17 protein-coding genes, 1 tRNA gene and 1 pseudogene are annotated in these 16071 nt (G+C 66.6%); 8 read left to right on the top strand and 11 right to left on the bottom strand.

Annotation, left to right across the window (positions count from 1 at the left end; translation table 11 throughout):
• Nucleotides 1-52: 52 nt before the first annotated feature.
• The gene (locus tag NDI76_RS07715; RefSeq protein ID WP_310923419.1) at nt 53-784 is read right to left on the bottom strand and encodes a fumarylacetoacetate hydrolase family protein; all 732 of its coding nucleotides are present in this window, start codon (nt 782-784) and stop codon (nt 53-55) included.
• Nucleotides 785-854: 70 nt separating this feature from the next.
• Entirely contained in the window at nt 855-1535 is a 681-nt protein-coding gene (locus tag NDI76_RS07710; protein ID WP_310923418.1) for a TIGR00266 family protein, read from the bottom strand.
• Between the two features lie 154 nt (nt 1536-1689).
• On the opposite strand from NDI76_RS07710, the gene NDI76_RS07705 reads away from it, so the two are divergent.
• The gene (locus NDI76_RS07705; protein WP_310923887.1) at nt 1690-2406 is read left to right on the top strand and encodes a metal-dependent hydrolase; all 717 of its coding nucleotides are present in this window, start codon (nt 1690-1692) and stop codon (nt 2404-2406) included.
• A 139-nt stretch (nt 2407-2545) separates the two neighbouring features.
• Nucleotides 2546-4237 (top strand): sensor histidine kinase, encoded by a 1692-nt coding sequence (locus tag NDI76_RS07700; protein ID WP_310923417.1) that lies wholly within the window; start codon nt 2546-2548, stop codon nt 4235-4237.
• A gap of 123 nt (nt 4238-4360) precedes the next feature.
• Here the strand turns inward: NDI76_RS07700 and NDI76_RS07695 are convergent, their stop codons facing one another.
• A complete protein-coding gene (locus NDI76_RS07695; RefSeq protein ID WP_310923416.1) occupies nt 4361-5914 on the bottom strand; it encodes a PGF-pre-PGF domain-containing protein in 1554 nt (517 codons plus the stop codon).
• Between the two features lie 144 nt (nt 5915-6058).
• Here NDI76_RS07695 and NDI76_RS07690 point away from each other — a divergent pair, with 144 nt between their 5' ends.
• Nucleotides 6059-6457, top strand: coding sequence for an OsmC family protein (locus tag NDI76_RS07690; RefSeq protein ID WP_310923415.1), 399 nt, complete (start codon nt 6059-6061; stop codon nt 6455-6457).
• Between the two features lie 207 nt (nt 6458-6664).
• Here the strand turns inward: NDI76_RS07690 and NDI76_RS07685 are convergent, their stop codons facing one another.
• The 3 genes from NDI76_RS07685 to NDI76_RS07675 all read right to left on the bottom strand — a co-directional run bounded on the left by NDI76_RS07685 (nt 6665) and on the right by NDI76_RS07675 (nt 8402).
• A complete protein-coding gene (locus NDI76_RS07685; protein WP_310923414.1) occupies nt 6665-6835 on the bottom strand; it encodes a hypothetical protein in 171 nt (56 codons plus the stop codon).
• A gap of 122 nt (nt 6836-6957) precedes the next feature.
• Nucleotides 6958-7548 carry a DJ-1/PfpI family protein gene (locus NDI76_RS07680; protein WP_310923413.1) on the bottom strand — a complete coding sequence of 197 codons (591 nt, stop codon included), beginning with the start codon at nt 7546-7548 and terminating at the stop codon, nt 6958-6960.
• A 65-nt stretch (nt 7549-7613) separates the two neighbouring features.
• On the bottom strand, nt 7614-8402 hold the full coding sequence (locus NDI76_RS07675; protein ID WP_310923412.1) for an HAD-IIA family hydrolase: 789 nt from the start codon (nt 8400-8402) through the stop codon (nt 7614-7616).
• A gap of 110 nt (nt 8403-8512) precedes the next feature.
• Here NDI76_RS07675 and NDI76_RS07670 point away from each other — a divergent pair, with 110 nt between their 5' ends.
• Nucleotides 8513-8791 carry a hypothetical protein gene (locus NDI76_RS07670; protein WP_310923411.1) on the top strand — a complete coding sequence of 93 codons (279 nt, stop codon included), beginning with the start codon at nt 8513-8515 and terminating at the stop codon, nt 8789-8791.
• An 85-nt stretch (nt 8792-8876) separates the two neighbouring features.
• The gene (locus NDI76_RS07665) at nt 8877-9659 is read left to right on the top strand and encodes a GTP cyclohydrolase III (RefSeq protein WP_310923410.1); all 783 of its coding nucleotides are present in this window, start codon (nt 8877-8879) and stop codon (nt 9657-9659) included.
• A gap of 184 nt (nt 9660-9843) precedes the next feature.
• Here the strand turns inward: NDI76_RS07665 and NDI76_RS22590 are convergent.
• The 5 genes and pseudogenes from NDI76_RS22590 to NDI76_RS07645 form a co-directional block, all read right to left on the bottom strand.
• A pseudogene (locus NDI76_RS22590) lies at nt 9844-9972 on the bottom strand (HalOD1 output domain-containing protein); the annotation flags it as partial.
• A gap of 336 nt (nt 9973-10308) precedes the next feature.
• Nucleotides 10309-10486, bottom strand: a tRNA-Trp gene (locus NDI76_RS07660).
• 57 nt (nt 10487-10543) lie between these two features.
• Nucleotides 10544-10768, bottom strand: coding sequence for a DUF5795 family protein (locus NDI76_RS07655; RefSeq protein ID WP_310923409.1), 225 nt, complete (start codon nt 10766-10768; stop codon nt 10544-10546).
• Between the two features lie 94 nt (nt 10769-10862).
• Nucleotides 10863-11807, bottom strand: a complete 945-nt coding sequence (locus NDI76_RS07650; RefSeq protein WP_310923408.1) for a DUF5794 domain-containing protein — start codon at nt 11805-11807, stop codon at nt 10863-10865.
• A gap of 6 nt (nt 11808-11813) precedes the next feature.
• Nucleotides 11814-12026 carry a DUF8099 family protein gene (locus tag NDI76_RS07645; protein WP_310923407.1) on the bottom strand — a complete coding sequence of 71 codons (213 nt, stop codon included), beginning with the start codon at nt 12024-12026 and terminating at the stop codon, nt 11814-11816.
• Nucleotides 12027-12354: 328 nt separating this feature from the next.
• On the opposite strand from NDI76_RS07645, the gene guaB reads away from it, so the two are divergent.
• The 3 genes from guaB to NDI76_RS07630 all read left to right on the top strand — a co-directional run bounded on the left by guaB (nt 12355) and on the right by NDI76_RS07630 (nt 15930).
• A complete protein-coding gene (gene guaB / locus NDI76_RS07640) occupies nt 12355-13854 on the top strand; it encodes an IMP dehydrogenase (protein ID WP_310923406.1) in 1500 nt (499 codons plus the stop codon).
• Between the two features lie 202 nt (nt 13855-14056).
• Nucleotides 14057-15133: a TrmB family transcriptional regulator gene (locus NDI76_RS07635; protein ID WP_310923405.1), complete on the top strand. Its 1077-nt coding sequence runs from the start codon at nt 14057-14059 to the stop codon at nt 15131-15133.
• 194 nt (nt 15134-15327) lie between these two features.
• Nucleotides 15328-15930 carry a HalX domain-containing protein gene (locus NDI76_RS07630; RefSeq protein ID WP_310923404.1) on the top strand — a complete coding sequence of 201 codons (603 nt, stop codon included), beginning with the start codon at nt 15328-15330 and terminating at the stop codon, nt 15928-15930.
• The last annotated feature ends 141 nt before the right edge of the window (nt 15931-16071 follow it).

Genomic DNA, 16071 nt, shown 5'->3' with positions numbered 1-16071 from the left:
TCGCGTGCGACGCGGGGACGAGCGAGGAGAATACTCGAATCGGGGGCGACGCCTACGGAACGCGCACGTCATGTTCGAGGACGCCGACGCCCTCGACTTCGACTTCGACGCTGTCGCCGTCCGAGAGGGCGCCCACGCCGGCGGGCGTGCCCGTCGATATCACGTCGCCGGGTTCCAGCGTCACGTACGCCGTTATCTCCTCGATTAGCTCGGGAATCGAGAAAATCATGTGCTCGATGGTCGAGGACTGCTTCGTCTCGCCGTTGACGCGGAGTTTGATGGCGGCGTCGTCGGGCACCTCGTCGGGCGTGGCGAGGACGGGGCCGAGGGGCGCGGAGTTGTCGAACGCCTTCCCGCGCACCCAGTTCTGTTCTTTATTTTGGTCGTCGCGGTTCGAGATGTCGTTCATGCAGGTGTAGCCGGCGACGTAGTCCATCGCGTCGTCGGCGTCGACGTCGCGGGCCTGCGCCCCGATGACGACGGCGAGTTCGGCCTCCCAGTCGATTCGCTCCTTTCCTCCGGGGACGGTCACGGTATCGCCGTGGGACGCAAGCGCGTTCGGCGGTTTGAGAAAGAGCAGCGGCCGGTCCGGCAGGTCGTTGTCCATCTCGTCGGCGTGTTCAGCGTAGTTGCGGCCGATGCAGACCAGTTTCGTCGGTTCGCACGGCGGGAGGACGTCCACCTCGTCGAGCGAGTACGTTCGGTCGGCGAAGGAGACGCCGTCGTCGTGCCACTGGCCGTCGCGGGCCGACCCCGCGGGGTCGCGGAAGCGTACGCGGTGCATGGACGCGGTGTCACCGCGCGCCCGTTTCGTTCTTTCCTTCGCGGAAAACCGTCGGGTTTCTCCCGTCCGCTCACTGCGTGTTCGGCGACGGTTGCGGAAGTTTCGGGATGAGCCACGAGAGGAACGCGTCAGGGCTCCGCGACTGCACCCACACCGTGCCGCTGCCGCCGAACTCGCAGACGAGGCCCTCGCCGCTGGTCAGCGTCGACCGGAGGCCGCCGACGCGCCGGACGGTGAACTCGGCGGTGTCCTCGAAGGCGACGACGTGGCCCGTGTCGACGACGAACGACTCCCGGTCGTTGAGCGATATCTCCTCGATGGCGCCGTAACTCGACAGGAACAGGGGTCCCGTCCCGGTCACTTTCAAGAGAAAGAGGCCCTCACCGCCGAAGAACGTCCGCGTACCACCGAACTCCGTGTCTACGTCTAAGCCCGCGTCGCCCGCGAGATACGACCCCGACTGGACGTACAGCGTATCCCCTTCGAGTTCGACGTGAGAGATATCGCCCGGAAGCGGCGGGGCGAACTGGACGTCGCCCGGCGCCGTCGCGCGGAACGTGTTCTGAAAGAAGCTCTCGCCGCCGAACGCGCGCCTGATGGACTTCAGAAAGCCGCCCGTGGCGTTCGTCTCCATCTCGATGCCGGTGTCGTGGCTCACCATCGCCCCCGACTCGGCGCGGAGGGATTCGCCTTCCTCCAAGGAGACGGTCAGTAGCGCGAACGACGGCCGGGCGGATACCTCGTGTTCCATACCGGACCGGTGGACGTGTCAGCTGAAGAATCTACTTTCGGTCCGCCGGAGTGTCCGTCGGCGCCGACTGTCCGTCTCCGGTGGAACGAGCAGACCTGTCTCCGGACTGTTGGATTTATGCGCCCGACGGCACAAGTGGCACACGACTATGACGATGGAACTCACCTGGCACGGTCACTCCACCTGGCACGTCGACGTCGACGGCACGACGTTCCTCATCGACCCGTTCTTCGATAACCCGTTCACCGACCTGTCACCCTCGGACGTGGAGGACCCCGACTACCTCCTGTTGACGCACAGCCACGCCGACCACATCTCCGACGCCGGCGCGTTCACCGACGCGACGGTCGTGGGCGTCCCCGAACTCACCGGCTACATGGAGGACGAGAAGGGCTTCACGGACAGCATCGGCATGAACATGGGCGGCACCGTCGAGTGCGACGACGCGTTCGTCACGATGCACCGCGCGGACCACACCAACGGCCTCAACACCAGTTACGAGAACGACTTCGGGGTTCCCGTGGGTTTCCTCCTCAGCGACAAGAAGCCGACACAGGAGTCCGACGCCGACGCGACGACGTTCTATCACGCCGGCGACACGGGACTGATGTCCGAGATGAAAGACGTCATCGGTCCGTACCTCGAACCGGACGCGGCCGCCCTTCCCTGCGGCGACCACTTCACGATGGGACCGGTGCAGGCCGCCATCGCCGTCGACTGGTTGGACGTCGACCACGCGTTCCCGATGCACTACGATACGTTCCCGCCGATCGAAATCGACGTCGACGACTTCGAACGCGAGGTCAAAGCGACCGGTTCGGACGCCGAGGTGCACGTCCTCGACGGCGACGGGACGTTCTCGCTGGAGTAGTTTCTTCCGACCCCGACCCGATTTTTGCGCGCACCACGGCGCGAAGGACCAAAAATCCCTCTTCACTGAAAGTAATTATATCCGATAAGTATACCTAAGGCGACATCGAACGCCCCGAGAAGAAGGAGAACGCAGTCGGGTGAAACTACAGACCAAGTTAGCCGTCGTGCTCGTAGCGGTCACGCTGATTCTGAGCGGCGCCACCTACGGCGGCGTGGAACTGTACAAGCACGAGGAACTCCAGCGCAGCGAGTCGGCCGTTGAGGAGTCCGCCTCCCTCGGCGCGGCGCAGATAGCCTCCTCGTTGGACGAACGCGCCGACTACATCGGCTACGTCGCCTCACAACCCGAGGTGTCGAACTTCTCGAACAACGCGGCGGTGATAGACGGCATCGTCGACAACAGCCGGTTCTCGGCGGTGCAGGTCGTCGGCGCGAACGGTACCGTCCTCGCGTTCGACGGCCAGATAGACGAGACGGTCCGCGCGGCGACCGTCGGGTCCGACGTGAGCGACGAGGCGTACTTCACCGCCGCCCGCTACCGCGGGTCGTCCGTTTCCGACCCCGAGTTCGTCCCCGCGCGCGACCAGTATCTCGTCGTCGTCAGCGCGCCGATACTGCGCGAGGGGCGCGTCGTCGGCGTGCTCGCGGCCTCGATGTACGTCTCCACGGATACGTTCCTCGAACCGGTCGCGCCGCTGGCGCGCCACGACCAGCGCGTCACCGTCAGCGCCGGCGATGCGGTGCTGTACGAGAGCCGAGAGCCGTTCGAGCGCGCGCTGACGGGACGGGCCGCCGTGGAGCCGTACGGGTGGACGGTCGCCGTCGAACGCGACCGGTCGACCCTCGACGAGCGGATTCGGACGCTCGGCGCCGCGCAGGGCGCGGGACTGCTGTTGGTCCTGCTGTTGGTCGGACTGCTGTGGTGGACCGAACACCGCACAACTGTCGGGCAGACCCGGCGACTACTCGATGGCTTCGAGGCGCTCCGGGCGGGCGAGTACGACCGCACGCTCGACCTGCGGTCGGCCGAGGAGTGGGCGCAAATCAGCGACGGGTTCAACGCGCTCTCGACCGGACTCGACGAGCGTGAGACGGCCATCAGAGAGCGCGAGCAGCGACTCGACGTGTTGAACCGCGTTCTCCGGCACAACGTCAGAAACGAGATGAACGTCGTTCTCGGCTACGCCGACGTCGTCGCCTCACGAACGGGGGATCCGGAGACGGCGCGAGCAGCCGAGACGATACTCCGGCGGGGCGAGCGACTGGTCACGGTCAGCGAGAAGGCGCGCGTGTTCGACCGGCGCCTCGACGCGACCGACCCCGTCTCACTGGACCTCGTCGAGGCCGTGGAGAACGCTCTCGCGGACGTCCGAGCGGATCACCCCGAAGCCGACCTGACGGCGACGGTCCCCGACTCCCTCGCCGTCCGCGCCGTCCCCGGTATCGGGGACGCGGTCCGGAACGTCGTCGAGAACGCGTGCGTCCACCACGAGGTCGTCCCATCGGTCGGCGTCACAGTCAGCGCCGACGGGGATACGGCGACGGTCGCCGTCGCGGACGACGGGCCCGGCATCCCCGAACACGAGCGGTCGGTGCTCGTTGAGGGCGAGGAGACGGCGCTCGACCACGGCAGCGGCATCGGCCTGTGGGTGACGAAGTGGCTCGTCGGTCGCTCCGGCGGGTCCGTCGCGTTCGCGGAGAACGACCCCCGCGGAAGCGTCGTCACGCTTCGACTGCTGCGCGCGGACGAGGCAGGGAGCGCGGGCGGGCGAACGGGTGACGCGGACAGGGCGGACGGGTCGGACGGCTCGGACGGGTCGAAACGGTAGCCGCCGCCCGGGGACCGACGACGAACGGGAGCAACCCGCGCGCGCCGCGCGTCGGCTATCTCCGACGACGAACGGTGACATCCAACCGCCTCTGGCCGGAAAGAAGAGCGAGTGAGAATCGAGTCAGCGACGGCGGCGGACCCGCGCTACGACGGACGCGAGCGCCACGAAGACGAGCGCCGTCGGGTGGAACACGGGACTGGCGACGTCGGTGCCGGTCACCGTCGGCGCGGTCGTTTTCGCGTCCGTCGCCGCGGGTTCGGTGGCCGACTCGTCCGTCTCCGCACCGCCCGTCGATCCCTCCTCGACGGGTCGGCGAACGACGACGGACCCGGCGACGACGTCGTTCACCCGGACCTCGTACTCGCCGGCGTCGACGACGGCGTGGTCGAACAGCGTCTGTCGCTGCCCGCCGGCCGCGATGGTGAGCGAGCGCTCCTCGACGGGCCGACCGTCCAGGATGAGTTGGGCGAGGAACTCCCCGTCCGCGCCGCCGTCGTTGCCGACCGTGACGTGGACCCGCACGCCGTCGCCGACGGTTATCTCCGCGACGGCCACGTCGACCGTCTCGACGGTGAACCGCGCGCGCTTCGCCCCGGCGGCGAACTCGGAGAGGCCGGGCGACGCCGCGCGGAAGCGGACCGTCTCGTTCGTCTCGCCGACGACGTCGGTCGGGAGTTCCGTCCACGACCCGTTCTCGTATCGGTAGAGGGCCACGTTCTCGGGCGCGACGCTCTCGTTTCCGAGGCGCGCCTTCGACACCTCGAACCCGATTTCGACGGTGCCGTTCACCTCGGCGTTCGAGATGGAGTGGTCGACGCGGATGTGCGACAGCGTCTCCGCCCCGTCGTCGGTCTCGAACTCGGGGGAGCCTTCGATTCGCTCGGCCGTGGTGAGGTTCATGGTGAACGACCCGTTCCGCGTCGGCGTCAGGTCGATAGTCGAGATGGCCACGTCGGAGGCGTTCGAGCGGTTCAGAAGGGCGTTCCGGCGAGCGTCGAGGTCGATGCTGACGCGCTGGTTCCGCCGAATCTCGCCGACGGACGCGTTCACGACCGTCTCGTCGCGGTCCGCCGCCCTCCCGCGGGCCGTAAGGTTCACCGACGCGGGGACGGCCGCGGGCGGGGCGCGGGCGGCAGCACCCGCACTCCCGTTCCCGGCGGCCTCGCCCGAGTGAGTCGCGTTCGTCGGTCGGCCGGCGTCGGCACCCGTTCGTTCGGACCCCTCGCCGCTTCGGTCGGGGGCGTCGTCGCTCCCTGGGGAGTCGCCCTGCGCAGACGACCCGGTGGAGGCCCCGTGGCCGTTGCCCGGCGCGTCACCTCCTCGGGGTGAATCGGCGTCGCTCGCGCCGTTTGCTCCGTCGTTCCCGTCTTCGTTCTCCTCGTCGGCTTCGTCGCCGTCGTCGTTCGTTTTTTCCGGCGGTCCGTTGCTACCGGGTCCGTTTCCCCACGGCGGCGGCGCGCCGACGATGCCCGCCGACCCGACCGGCGACGTCTGTCGAGCGGCGGATTCGGCGGCCGCCGACCCGCCCGCGAGTCGGCAGTCCACCGCCTCCGTGGCCGAACACGCCGCGGCGCTCGCAGACGTGATACCGCCGGTCACCGCCATCACCAGTACGAGGAGGACGACGACGCCTCCACCACCCGATACCCCGCCCCCGCCGCGATTTCCCTTCATAGCTGTATACGTGAAATTACCCCAGAACGATATATAGCTGTGCAACTAAAATATCACGAGCGATATTTCGATGGCGACGGAGCGGTCGCACCGCTCGCGCTGGTGAGCAACATTTAGGGCCGCGGCGTTCGACCGTGGAGACGCATGAGCGATATCGAAACTTCCACCGTCAGCGAAGAGGGCTTCGCCTCCACGAGTCAGGTCGGCGACTTCGAACTCACCATCGACGCCACGGGCGAGGAGGGTCCCGACCCGAACCAGGTGCTCGTCGCGGACTACGCGTCGTGCTTCCTGCCGGCCTTCCGCGTCGGCGCCAACAAGACGGGCCACGAGGACATCGGCAAGGTCCAGATCGACGCCGACGCCGACATCAACGACGACGACGACCTGGAAGCCATCCGCTTTTCCGTCCACGTGGAGGAGGACGTCAACGACGAGGACCTCGACGAAATCGTCTCCCGCGCCGAGGACATCTGTCACGTCCACGCTGCGCTCCGCGAGGGACTCCACGCCGAAATCGAAGCCCACGGCGACGCCTTCTAACGCCGCGCGCTTCCGTCTCGCTCTTCTTTACGGCCGCCGCTCGCGGAGCGACAGCGTCGAAAACGGGTTCAGAACCGCGGGTGAGACGGGAACTATAGTCGCGTCTACAAGTCATTACACACTCGACCGCACGACGGCGTGCGGTCGGATGAGTACACAGTTGCAGACGCTACTATAGAGACGCCCCGGCCGTCCGGGGCGGGAGAGTCAGCGTCGGTGATACGCCCGGTAACTCATGGCTTCTCCCTCTACGATCACGACTTCCCGCTCCTCGGGGTCGCTGATAGGGGTTTCTTCCACCTCGTCGCGCGAGACGTACGGTCCGTGTAGTTCTCCGTCGCCGTCGAAGACGTACGGGCTGTTCGGCTGACCTTCCATGCTACTCCATACCGCACTCTCCGGTATAAAGCTTTGTCAGACATTCACAATCGGAGAACTGTGGCGAGGGCTGCGCGTCCGACCGAGAGGGGTGCTCGGAATCCGTCCCGCTACGGCCCGTCTCAGTCGTCGGCGAGAGCGGCTTCCCGGTCGGTCACTTCCGTTCCGAGCAGGTCGAAGAACTCCGCCAACCACTCGGGGTGGTCGGGCCACGCCTGCGCGGTGACGAGATTCCCGTCGACGGTCACCTCGTCGGTCCACGCGCACCCGGCCGCTTCGACTTCGGCGCGGACGGCGGGGTACGCCGTCATCTCGTAGCCGTCGAGGACGCCCGCGGCGGCGAGAATCTGCGGTCCGTGGCAGAGCGACGCCACCGGCTTGTCCTCCTCGAAGAAGTGCCGGACGATATCGAGCACCTGGTCGTAGGTTCGGAGGTACTCGGGTGCGCGGCCGCCGGGGACGACGAGGGCGTCGTAGTCGGCGGGGTCGACGTCGTCGAACGTCGCAGTCACCTCGAAGTCGTGGCCGCGTTCCTCCAGGTAGGTCTGGTCGCCCCGGAAGTCGTGGATGGCGGTTTTCACCGTCTCGCCGGCCTTCTTCTCGGGACAGACGGCGTCCACCTCGTGGCCGACGGCTCCGAGCGCCTGAAACGGTACCATCGTCTCGTAGTCCTCGACGAAGTCGCCGACGAGCATGAGTATCTTCTTGCCCATTGGTATCTCTCCACTGGGAGTACGGCCGGCGAGCGCTTAACCGTTCGTCCGAACTCGTCCCTCGCCTACGCCTCCTCCAGCAACCGACCGACCTCCCCGAGCGAATCGAGGACGTAGTCGGGCGTCACCGACGACGCGGCGAGGGTGTCGTCGTCGGTGACGCCGGTCTTCACGAGCGCCGTCGTCATGCCCGCGCGCTCGCCGAGGGCGATGTCGGTGTTGAGTCTGTCGCCGACCACGAGAACGGATTCGGCCGGGACGCCGAGGCGTTCGAGCGCCATCTCGCGCGCCGTCTCGGAGGGTTTCCCGAGCACCGCGTCGGGTTCGCGTTCGGCGACGCCCGCGATGGCGTTGATAACCGCCCCCGACCCCGGTACGTCGCGTCCGACGGCGGGGATGACCACGTCCGGGTCGGTGCCGACGAATCCCACGTCGTCGTCCGACAGCGTCCAGAGCGCCTGACACATCGCGTCGTAGTCGAACTCGTGGTCGATAGACGCCACCAGTGCGTCGGGCGAATCGTCGGCGCCGACGACCGAGAGGCCGGCGTCGGTGAGGATGTCCACTAAGCCCGATTCGCCGACGACGTACAGGTCGTCGTCGGGTCGTTCCTCGCGGAGGTACCGGGCCGTCACCGACCCGGCGGTGATCACCTCCTCGGGCGACACCTCGACGCCGACGCCGGCGAAGCGGTCGACGTACGCTTCCGGGGGTTTCGTCGGATTGTTCGAGACGAACACGCGCGTCACCCCGGCGGCCGCGAGGGCGTCCAGTCCGTCCCGCGCGCCCGGAATCAGTTCGTCCCCGCGCACCACCGTGCCGTCCACGTCGAGGACGACGCCTCGGAAGTTCATCGCTCCCACCTGGGGGCCGTTCGGGCTTAACCGATGGGGATAGCCGCGCCTCGCCGGTTCGGCCCGTGCGTATCGGTAACAATTATATGCTCCGCTGCCGACTATTAATTATGAACGTCTTCGTCGTGCGAACGGAGGAGGACCCCTCGGCGGAGCCGTATGTGCCGGGAGCGCGGAGCCACTACGCGTGCGGCGCCGTCGGCCTCGGCGTCGCGGTGCTCGCGGTATTTCTCACGTACTCCGTGCTGGTCGGCCTCGCGAGCCTCCTCCCCCTGCTCTCGACGACGGTTGTCACGTTCGTCGGCATCCTCACCTGGGTGGTGGTCTGGATAACGCTCGACGTGGCGCACGACAGGTACGTCCGCCGGCGGCGCGCGACCGCGGAGTGAGCGACTCGGCGTCGGGAACGTCGAGTAGCGGCGCGTTCGCGCGTACAACCAAAGAACGATATGCTCGAACTCCTTGTCTCTGAACGTGACGAATACGCAGCTCTCGTTAATTCAGATAGACAACTACGGTCCGTGGACCGTCACCCCGGAGCCGCGCCGAGAGATGGACCTCCAGACGCTCCAGTCGCGGCTGTTCGCGGACCTCGCGCAGTTCGTCGGGAGCCGGGACGGCTACGTCTTCTTCACCCGCTTCGACAACATGGTGGCCGTCACGAACGGCCTCGACGACGCGGACCACGAACTGCTGCAGGAGACCATCGGCAACCGCTATCCGGTGACGATAAGCCTCGGCGTCGGCGTCGACCCCTCGCCCATCGAGGCGCTCGAAGCGAGCACCGCCGGCCTCCAGACGGCCGGCAGCGCGCAGGACGGCGACCGCCGCGAGGTGCTCTCGGGGAGCACTCTTCCGGACGCCGAACGCGCGGTCGAGGACCTCCAGATCGCCCACTTCGACGTGAACGACGCGACGGGCAAGTACACCGACCGACTCAACGAGTTCGACTCGTTCATCCAGATCGAGCAGGGCTACGCGACGCTGATGCGCTACCTCCGCGAGGAGGACGGCGCGCTCTCCTTTTTCGTCGGCGGCGACAACATCATCTCCATCTGTCCGGCCATGACCGAGGAGGACTACCGTGACGCGATTCGCCACGTCGGCGAGGAGGCCGGCGTCGAACTCAAAGTCGGCGTCGGCACCGGGGCCACGGCGCACGACGCCGGATTCGCGGCGAAGCACGCCCTCGAAGTCTGCCGCGAAGACGGGACCGACGTGGAGTTCGACCGCCCCCACGCTGAACTGGCCGACTGATTCTCCTTCGGGATTCGGGCCGACGCTCCGTCCGAACTACTCCGCGTCGAGCCGCGAAACCGAGACGTTCCCGGCGCTCCCGACGAACACCGCACAGCGGTGCGCCTCGAAACTGACCGTCGTCCCCGGCGCTCCCGACGAACACCGCACAGCGGTGCGCCTCGAAACTGACCGTCGTCCCCGGCCGCGTCCCGAGCGCCGCGACCGCCTCTAAGTCTACCTCCCTCGACAGCGGCGGGAGGTCGGTCGGGTCCCGACCGAGCGCCCCGGCTATCCGCTCGACGAGAGTCACGAGGAGCGTCTCTTCGTCCATGCGCCTCTCGCGTCCGTCGGTGGCCCCCTCGCTCGCACCCGCGTCCACGACCCCGATATCTGTCATTACCGCTGTGAGGCGTCGGAGGGGGATGACCCTTGAGCGAATTCCCGTTCGGTGAGAGTTAGCCATCGGTTCGCGGCGGAACCGATAGAAGAGCAAAGAGCGAGCGCTCCGAAGGGCGGGGGTTCGGTAGAGGTGTCCGGGAGAACGTGAACCGCGAGAACCCGCGTCGCTTGTCCTCCGGGTTCGAATCCGCCCCTCCGTTCGACACCTCGAAACGCGTGAGGAGCACACGCTACGCAGTGCTCGTCGGTCGTAGTTTCGGAGTAGAAGTGGGGTCGGAGGGATTTGAACCCCCGATCGACTGATATCTCCGGTGTGCGCCTCGGAACTCCAGAGGGTCGTCAACGCGACCGATGATCAGTCGGTCGCTCGGTATATCAGTCTGGAGTTTCGTCCCGGGCGCGTCGCCTCTGGAGTCAGTCGCCATGCCGGGCTTGGCCACGACCCCGCTGTCTGCGTCTCCTCGTATGGCGATTCTACGTAAAGGAATTTCGATTGACGCCCGTCAATCGCGGTCGGTCTCGGCCCACTCGCAGTCCTGACACTTGTAGGCCGTCACGAACTCCGTCACGCTCGGCATGTACCCCACCGAGATGACGTTGCCGCCGCAGTCGGGGCACTCCCGGTCGGCGTCCTCGATGGGCTCCGCTTCGAGGGGTTTCTCGCCTTCGACCAGTTCCGCGAGTCGCTCCGGCGTCACCATCCGTCCTTCGACGACGCGATTGCTCATACGGGGCGGACGAACGGGACGGTGGTAAGTCCTCCGCGTTCGGGAGGCTACGGGTACGGACGGGGGAGAAGAACGAGAACGAAGCGGAGTCAGCTCAGAGCCACGGCGCGCGCGAATCGCTGTCGCTGGGATAGCCGTAGCCGGCGTCCGAGGCTGCGTCGTCCGAATCGTCGCGGGTCGGTTCCGGACGGTCGTGGCCCCCGCCGTCCGCGACGGTGGCGGCGGTGGCGGGAGCGGCGGGCACGTCCTCCGCGGGCGACGGGCCGTCGTCGGCGTCCGCCTCGGCCGCCGAGTCGTCGCCGGCCGAACGGTCGTAGGCGAACAACGCGGTCACGGCGAGGACGCCCAGCGCGATGGGGCGCTGCGACGGGAGCACGCCGAGCACGTCCAGCGCCAGCATTCCGAGGGCCACGGAGCTTCCGAAGCGGAAGCGGTCGATGTCGACCGCGCCGCGCAGACGCGGGGCGAGCAGCGCGACGGAGAGCGCGAAGGCGACGCCCGTTCCGGCCGCCGCGACGGCGTGCGTGACGGTCGTCAGCATCTCCCCGTCGAGGTTCAGTATCAGCTCCGGGTTCGAGGGGTCGAAGCTCGCGACCAACCCGAGGCCGATGATGACGCTCGGGGACGGAAGCTTCTCGCCGACCTCCGAGGAGGCCGTCTTCGCCGCGACGGCGAGGATGACCAATCCGGCGAACCGGTGGAACACGTCGAAGTTCAACACCGTCTGCAGCGTCCTCGCGAACACCGCCTCCAACCCCGCGACGGGGAGCAGGACGGCGGCGATGAGGAGTATCGAGGTGACCTGCTCGCGGCGGGTCCCCTCCATCTCCGCGAGGATGACCGCGACGGTGGCCGACCCGCCGAAGATGAGCAGCCCGGTCTGGAGGATGCCGACGGGAGTGCTCATCGCGCCCGCGATGACGAGCGCCGGGAAGATGCCGTCGACGAGCGGTAGCGCCATGACCGTCGCGAGCAGACGCGTCGCGCCGCCGACCTGTTGCTCCAGGCGGAGCGCGACGGGGTGCTGTGAGACGCTCATTCGGCGCTAGCGGCCGTCACCATCGGCCAAGCGGCGATACGAACGCAAGCCAGCCGACCCGCCGTCGGTGGCCGCGAGTCCTCCGAGCGCCGTGAGGTTCGGGACGGCCGATTTCCCGAATGTAAATGTCCGCCACATCGCCGCGAAATTGAAGAGGATGCCGGAGTCGAAGCTCGTCCGACCGGCGATACGCGGTGCAGCGGGACACTCGAAGTCCATATCTACCAACAATCGTACTGAACTATTAAAATTTGTGTGAGACCGCACGGCACGGGAACCAGTACCTCTCACCTCCCCATATAAACTAGCCTACGAATAGTCGGTTTTTGTTTCTCTGTCCGACTATCCGTCGGTGTGCCGTGGCGGTTCGGGTGATTCTTGCGAACGTCGTCTCCTCTCCGGATTTCGGAGTCCGCGAGCGCGCTTCGCGTCTCGTTGTCGCCGACAGATATCCTCGAACGTGTATATCTGAACCGCATGACTGGCAATACACTGCACACCTGTGCTGTCTCGCAACCCTTTTGTCGCAGGAGTCTGGACGATTTACATGGCGAACGACGTTCCGGACCGAGAGTCCTTCTCCGAGAAACTGCGCGTACCAGAGGCACTGACGTTCGACGACGTACTGCTCCGTCCGATGGAGAGTCGGGTTGAACCCGACGAGGCGGACGTGTCGACGGTCGTCTCGAAGAACGTCGAACTGAACCTCCCCGTGCTCTCGGCGGCCATGGACACCGTCACCGAGAGCGGCATGGCTATCGGAATGGCTCGCGAGGGTGGTCTCGGCGTTCTCCACCAGAACATGAACACGGAGACGATGGTGACGCAGATAGAGCGCGTGAAGCGCGCCGACGAACTCGTCATCCGCCGCGAGAACGTCGTGACCGCTCGTCCGTCCCAGACCATCAGCGAGGTGGACGAGATGATGGAGCGCCAGGGCGTCTCCGGCGCCCCCGTCGTCGACGAGGACGATGAGGTGCTCGGCATCATTTCCGGCACCGACATCCGCCCGTACCTCGAAGTCGGCGAGTCCGACGCCGTCCGCGAGGCGATGACGGACGAGGTCATCACGGCCGGCCGCGACCTGAACGCCCGCGACGCCCTCGAACTCATGTACGACCACAAGATAGAGCGCGTCCCCGTCGTCGACGACGAGGGGCGCCTCGTCGGTCTGGTGACGATGCAGGGCATCCTCCAACGACGGGAGCACGAGAACGCCGCGCGCGACGACGACGGCCGCCTCGTCTGCGGCGTCGCCGTCGGCCCGTTCGAGTCCGACCGCGCGGCGGCGGCCGACGAAGCCGGCGCCGACATCCTGTTCATCGACTGCGCGCACGCACACAACCTCAACGTGCTCGACAGCGCCCGCGAGATAAAACAGTCCGTCGAGGCGGACGTCGTCGTCGGCAACGTCGGTACCCGCGAGGCCGCCGAGGCGGCCGTCGACTTCGCCGACGGTCTGAAGGTCGGCATCGGCCCCGGTTCCATCTGCACCACCCGCGTCGTCTCCGGCGCCGGGATGCCGCAGATAACCGCCGTCGCCGAAGTCGCCGACGTGGCCGCCCCCGAGGGCGTGCCGGTCATCGCCGACGGGGGCATCCGCTACTCCGGCGACGCCATCAAGGCCATCGCCGCCGGCGCCGACGCCGTCATGCTCGGGTCGTACTTCGCGGGCACCGAGGAGGCGCCCGGCCGCGTCATCACGATGAACGGCAAGAAGTACAAGCAGTACCGCGGCATGGGCTCCGTCGGCGCGATGAAGTCCGGCGGCGGCGAGCGGTACCTCAAGGACGCCGACGAGGACGAGGAGTTCGTCCCCGAGGGCGTCGAGGCGGCGACGCCGTACAAGGGGACGCTCGCCTCCGAACTCCACCAACTCGTCGGCGGCATGCGCTCGGGCATGGGCTACGTCGGCGCCGAGACGCTCCCCGGGTTCAAAGAACGCGCCGAGTTCATCCGCGTCTCCAGCGCCGGACAGACTGAGGGTCACCCCCACGACGTGATGATCACCGACGAGGCGCCCAACTACAGCCCGCAGAACGAGTAAACTCTCGTACCAGAACCGGCTGCCCTTCTCCGCCTTCTTCGGCTTGCCGACCACACCGGTGGTGTCTCTGTCCCGAAACGGGCCGCTCGGGGGCGTGACAGCGTGGTTCACCCCTCCGTCCGTTCACGCTGACTGTGTTACAACTCCTGTAGTGGCTACCCGAAACAATGATGATTAATGCGGTTCAATCACGACGGAGTGCATGAACTCCACGGAGTTGCGTGACGCCCTCGAAGACGCTGGGCTCTCGCAGTACCAAGCGGAGGCGTACAACACTCTCCTGCAGTTGGGTACCGCCAGCGCCACCGAACTGGCCGACGCCTGCGCGGTTCCCACCGCGCGCATCTACGACGTGCTCAGGGACCTGGAGGCGAAGGGGTACATCGAGACGTACGAGCAGGACAGCCTCCACGCGCGGGCGTGCGACCCCGAGACCGTTCTGGAGGACCTCCGCGGCCGCGCCACGATGCTGGAGACGGCGGCCGACGAGATAGAGGACCGCTGGGAGGCGCCCGAAGTCGACCCGCACATGCTGAGCATCGTCAAGCGGTTCGACACGGTGCTCCAGCGCGCCGCGTCGTTCATCCGCGAGGCGGAGAGCGAGGTGCAACTGTCGGCGACGCCCGAACAGTACGAGAACCTCCGGCCCGCGCTCCGGGAGGCGTACCGCAACGACGCCATCGTGAAAGTGTCGCTCCACACCGACCCCGACACCGACCTGTCGGCGTTCGACGCCGCCGACTTCGAGGGCGTCGTCACCGAGGCGCGACACCGGACGCTTCCGGCGCCGTTCGTCCTCCTCGTCGACCGGACCGGAACCTGCTTCGCGCCGCACGCGAACTCGCTGAACCAGTACGGCGTGCTGGTCGACGACTACACGCTCACGTACGTCTTCCACTGGTACTTCCAGACCTGCCTGTGGGAGGTGTGGGACACTATCTACGCCGAGGGCGACGACGACCCGCCGTTCGTCTTCGCCGACATCAGGCGGTGTGTCCGCACCATCGAACCCTACTTCTCGGCGGGAGCGACCGTCCGCGCCTCGGTAGCGGGGTTCGACACCGAGACCGGCGAGGCCGTCGACCTCTCCGGGGACGTCGTCGAACTCCGCTACTCGGGCGCGGCGGAGACGGACGGGACGCCCCCCCTCTCGCAGTTGGCCGGACAGGTGTGTTTCACTCTTCGGACCAACGGAGGGTCCTACAGCGTCGGCGGATGGGGCGCCGTTCTCGAAGAGGTAGAGGCGACGCGCGTGACGATTACCGACGTGGCGAAGTGAGCGGATTGCGCCCGCGTCTCACTCCGTGCGAATTCGGACGAAACATATAAATCTAAGTAGTTGCGAACTTCTGACTGGATATCTATGTGGACCGGAACCAATTTGTTCACGTCAGACAGAATAAGGGGTATATTGATATGCCCACGCGTTTCATTCGATGACGTGCGTGTTCCGGGAACACCACGGACATACAAATGAGTGCTGACCAGCCGCTCGTGCTCATCGTCGAAGATGAGCCGGACCTCGCCGACCTGTACGCAACGTGGCTCAGAGAGAACTGTCGTGTCCGCGTCGCCTACGGCGGTCACGAGGCGCTCGACCAACTCGACGGAGACGTCGACGTCGTCCTCCTCGACCGCCGCATGCCGGACCTCTCCGGAGACGAAGCCCTCGCGGAGATACGGAACCGCGGTTTCGAGTGCCGCGTCGCGATGGTGACGGCCGTCGAACCGGATTTCGACATCGTCGCCATGGGCTTCGACGACTACCTCGTCAAACCCGTCTCGAAGGAGGCCCTCGAAGAGACGGTCGACAACCTCCTCCTGAGGAACTCCTACAACGACGGCGTCCAGGAACTGTTCTCGCTCGCCTCGAAGAAGGCCCTCCTCGAATCGGAGAAGGAGGCGGCCACCTTGGAGGAGAACGACGAGTACCGCGAACTCGACGCGCGCCTCTCGGAACTCCGCGCGGACCTCGACGAGACCCTCCGTCAGTTCGACGAGGAACGCGACATCGCGGCCGTCTACCGCGACCTCGGCGACAACTCCGCGTTCGAGGACCTCGAAAGCGAGAACTGACGAACTCCCGGTCGGCACTCTCTTCGCAGTCTCTTCCTCCGAGTAACGACCTTCTCCTAGTGAGAACGGTCGTGCGACGATTATATTCTCTCTGGCGACGTCTCCGAGTTTCTTCATAAAAATACGAGTTTAAATTGAGTT

Origin of the sequence: Halogeometricum sp. S1BR25-6, assembly GCF_031624495.1 — an archaeon.
GTDB classification, from domain to species: Archaea; Halobacteriota; Halobacteria; order Halobacteriales; family Haloferacaceae; genus Halogeometricum; species Halogeometricum salsisoli.
This window is presented reverse-complemented; position numbering and strand designations above follow the sequence as displayed.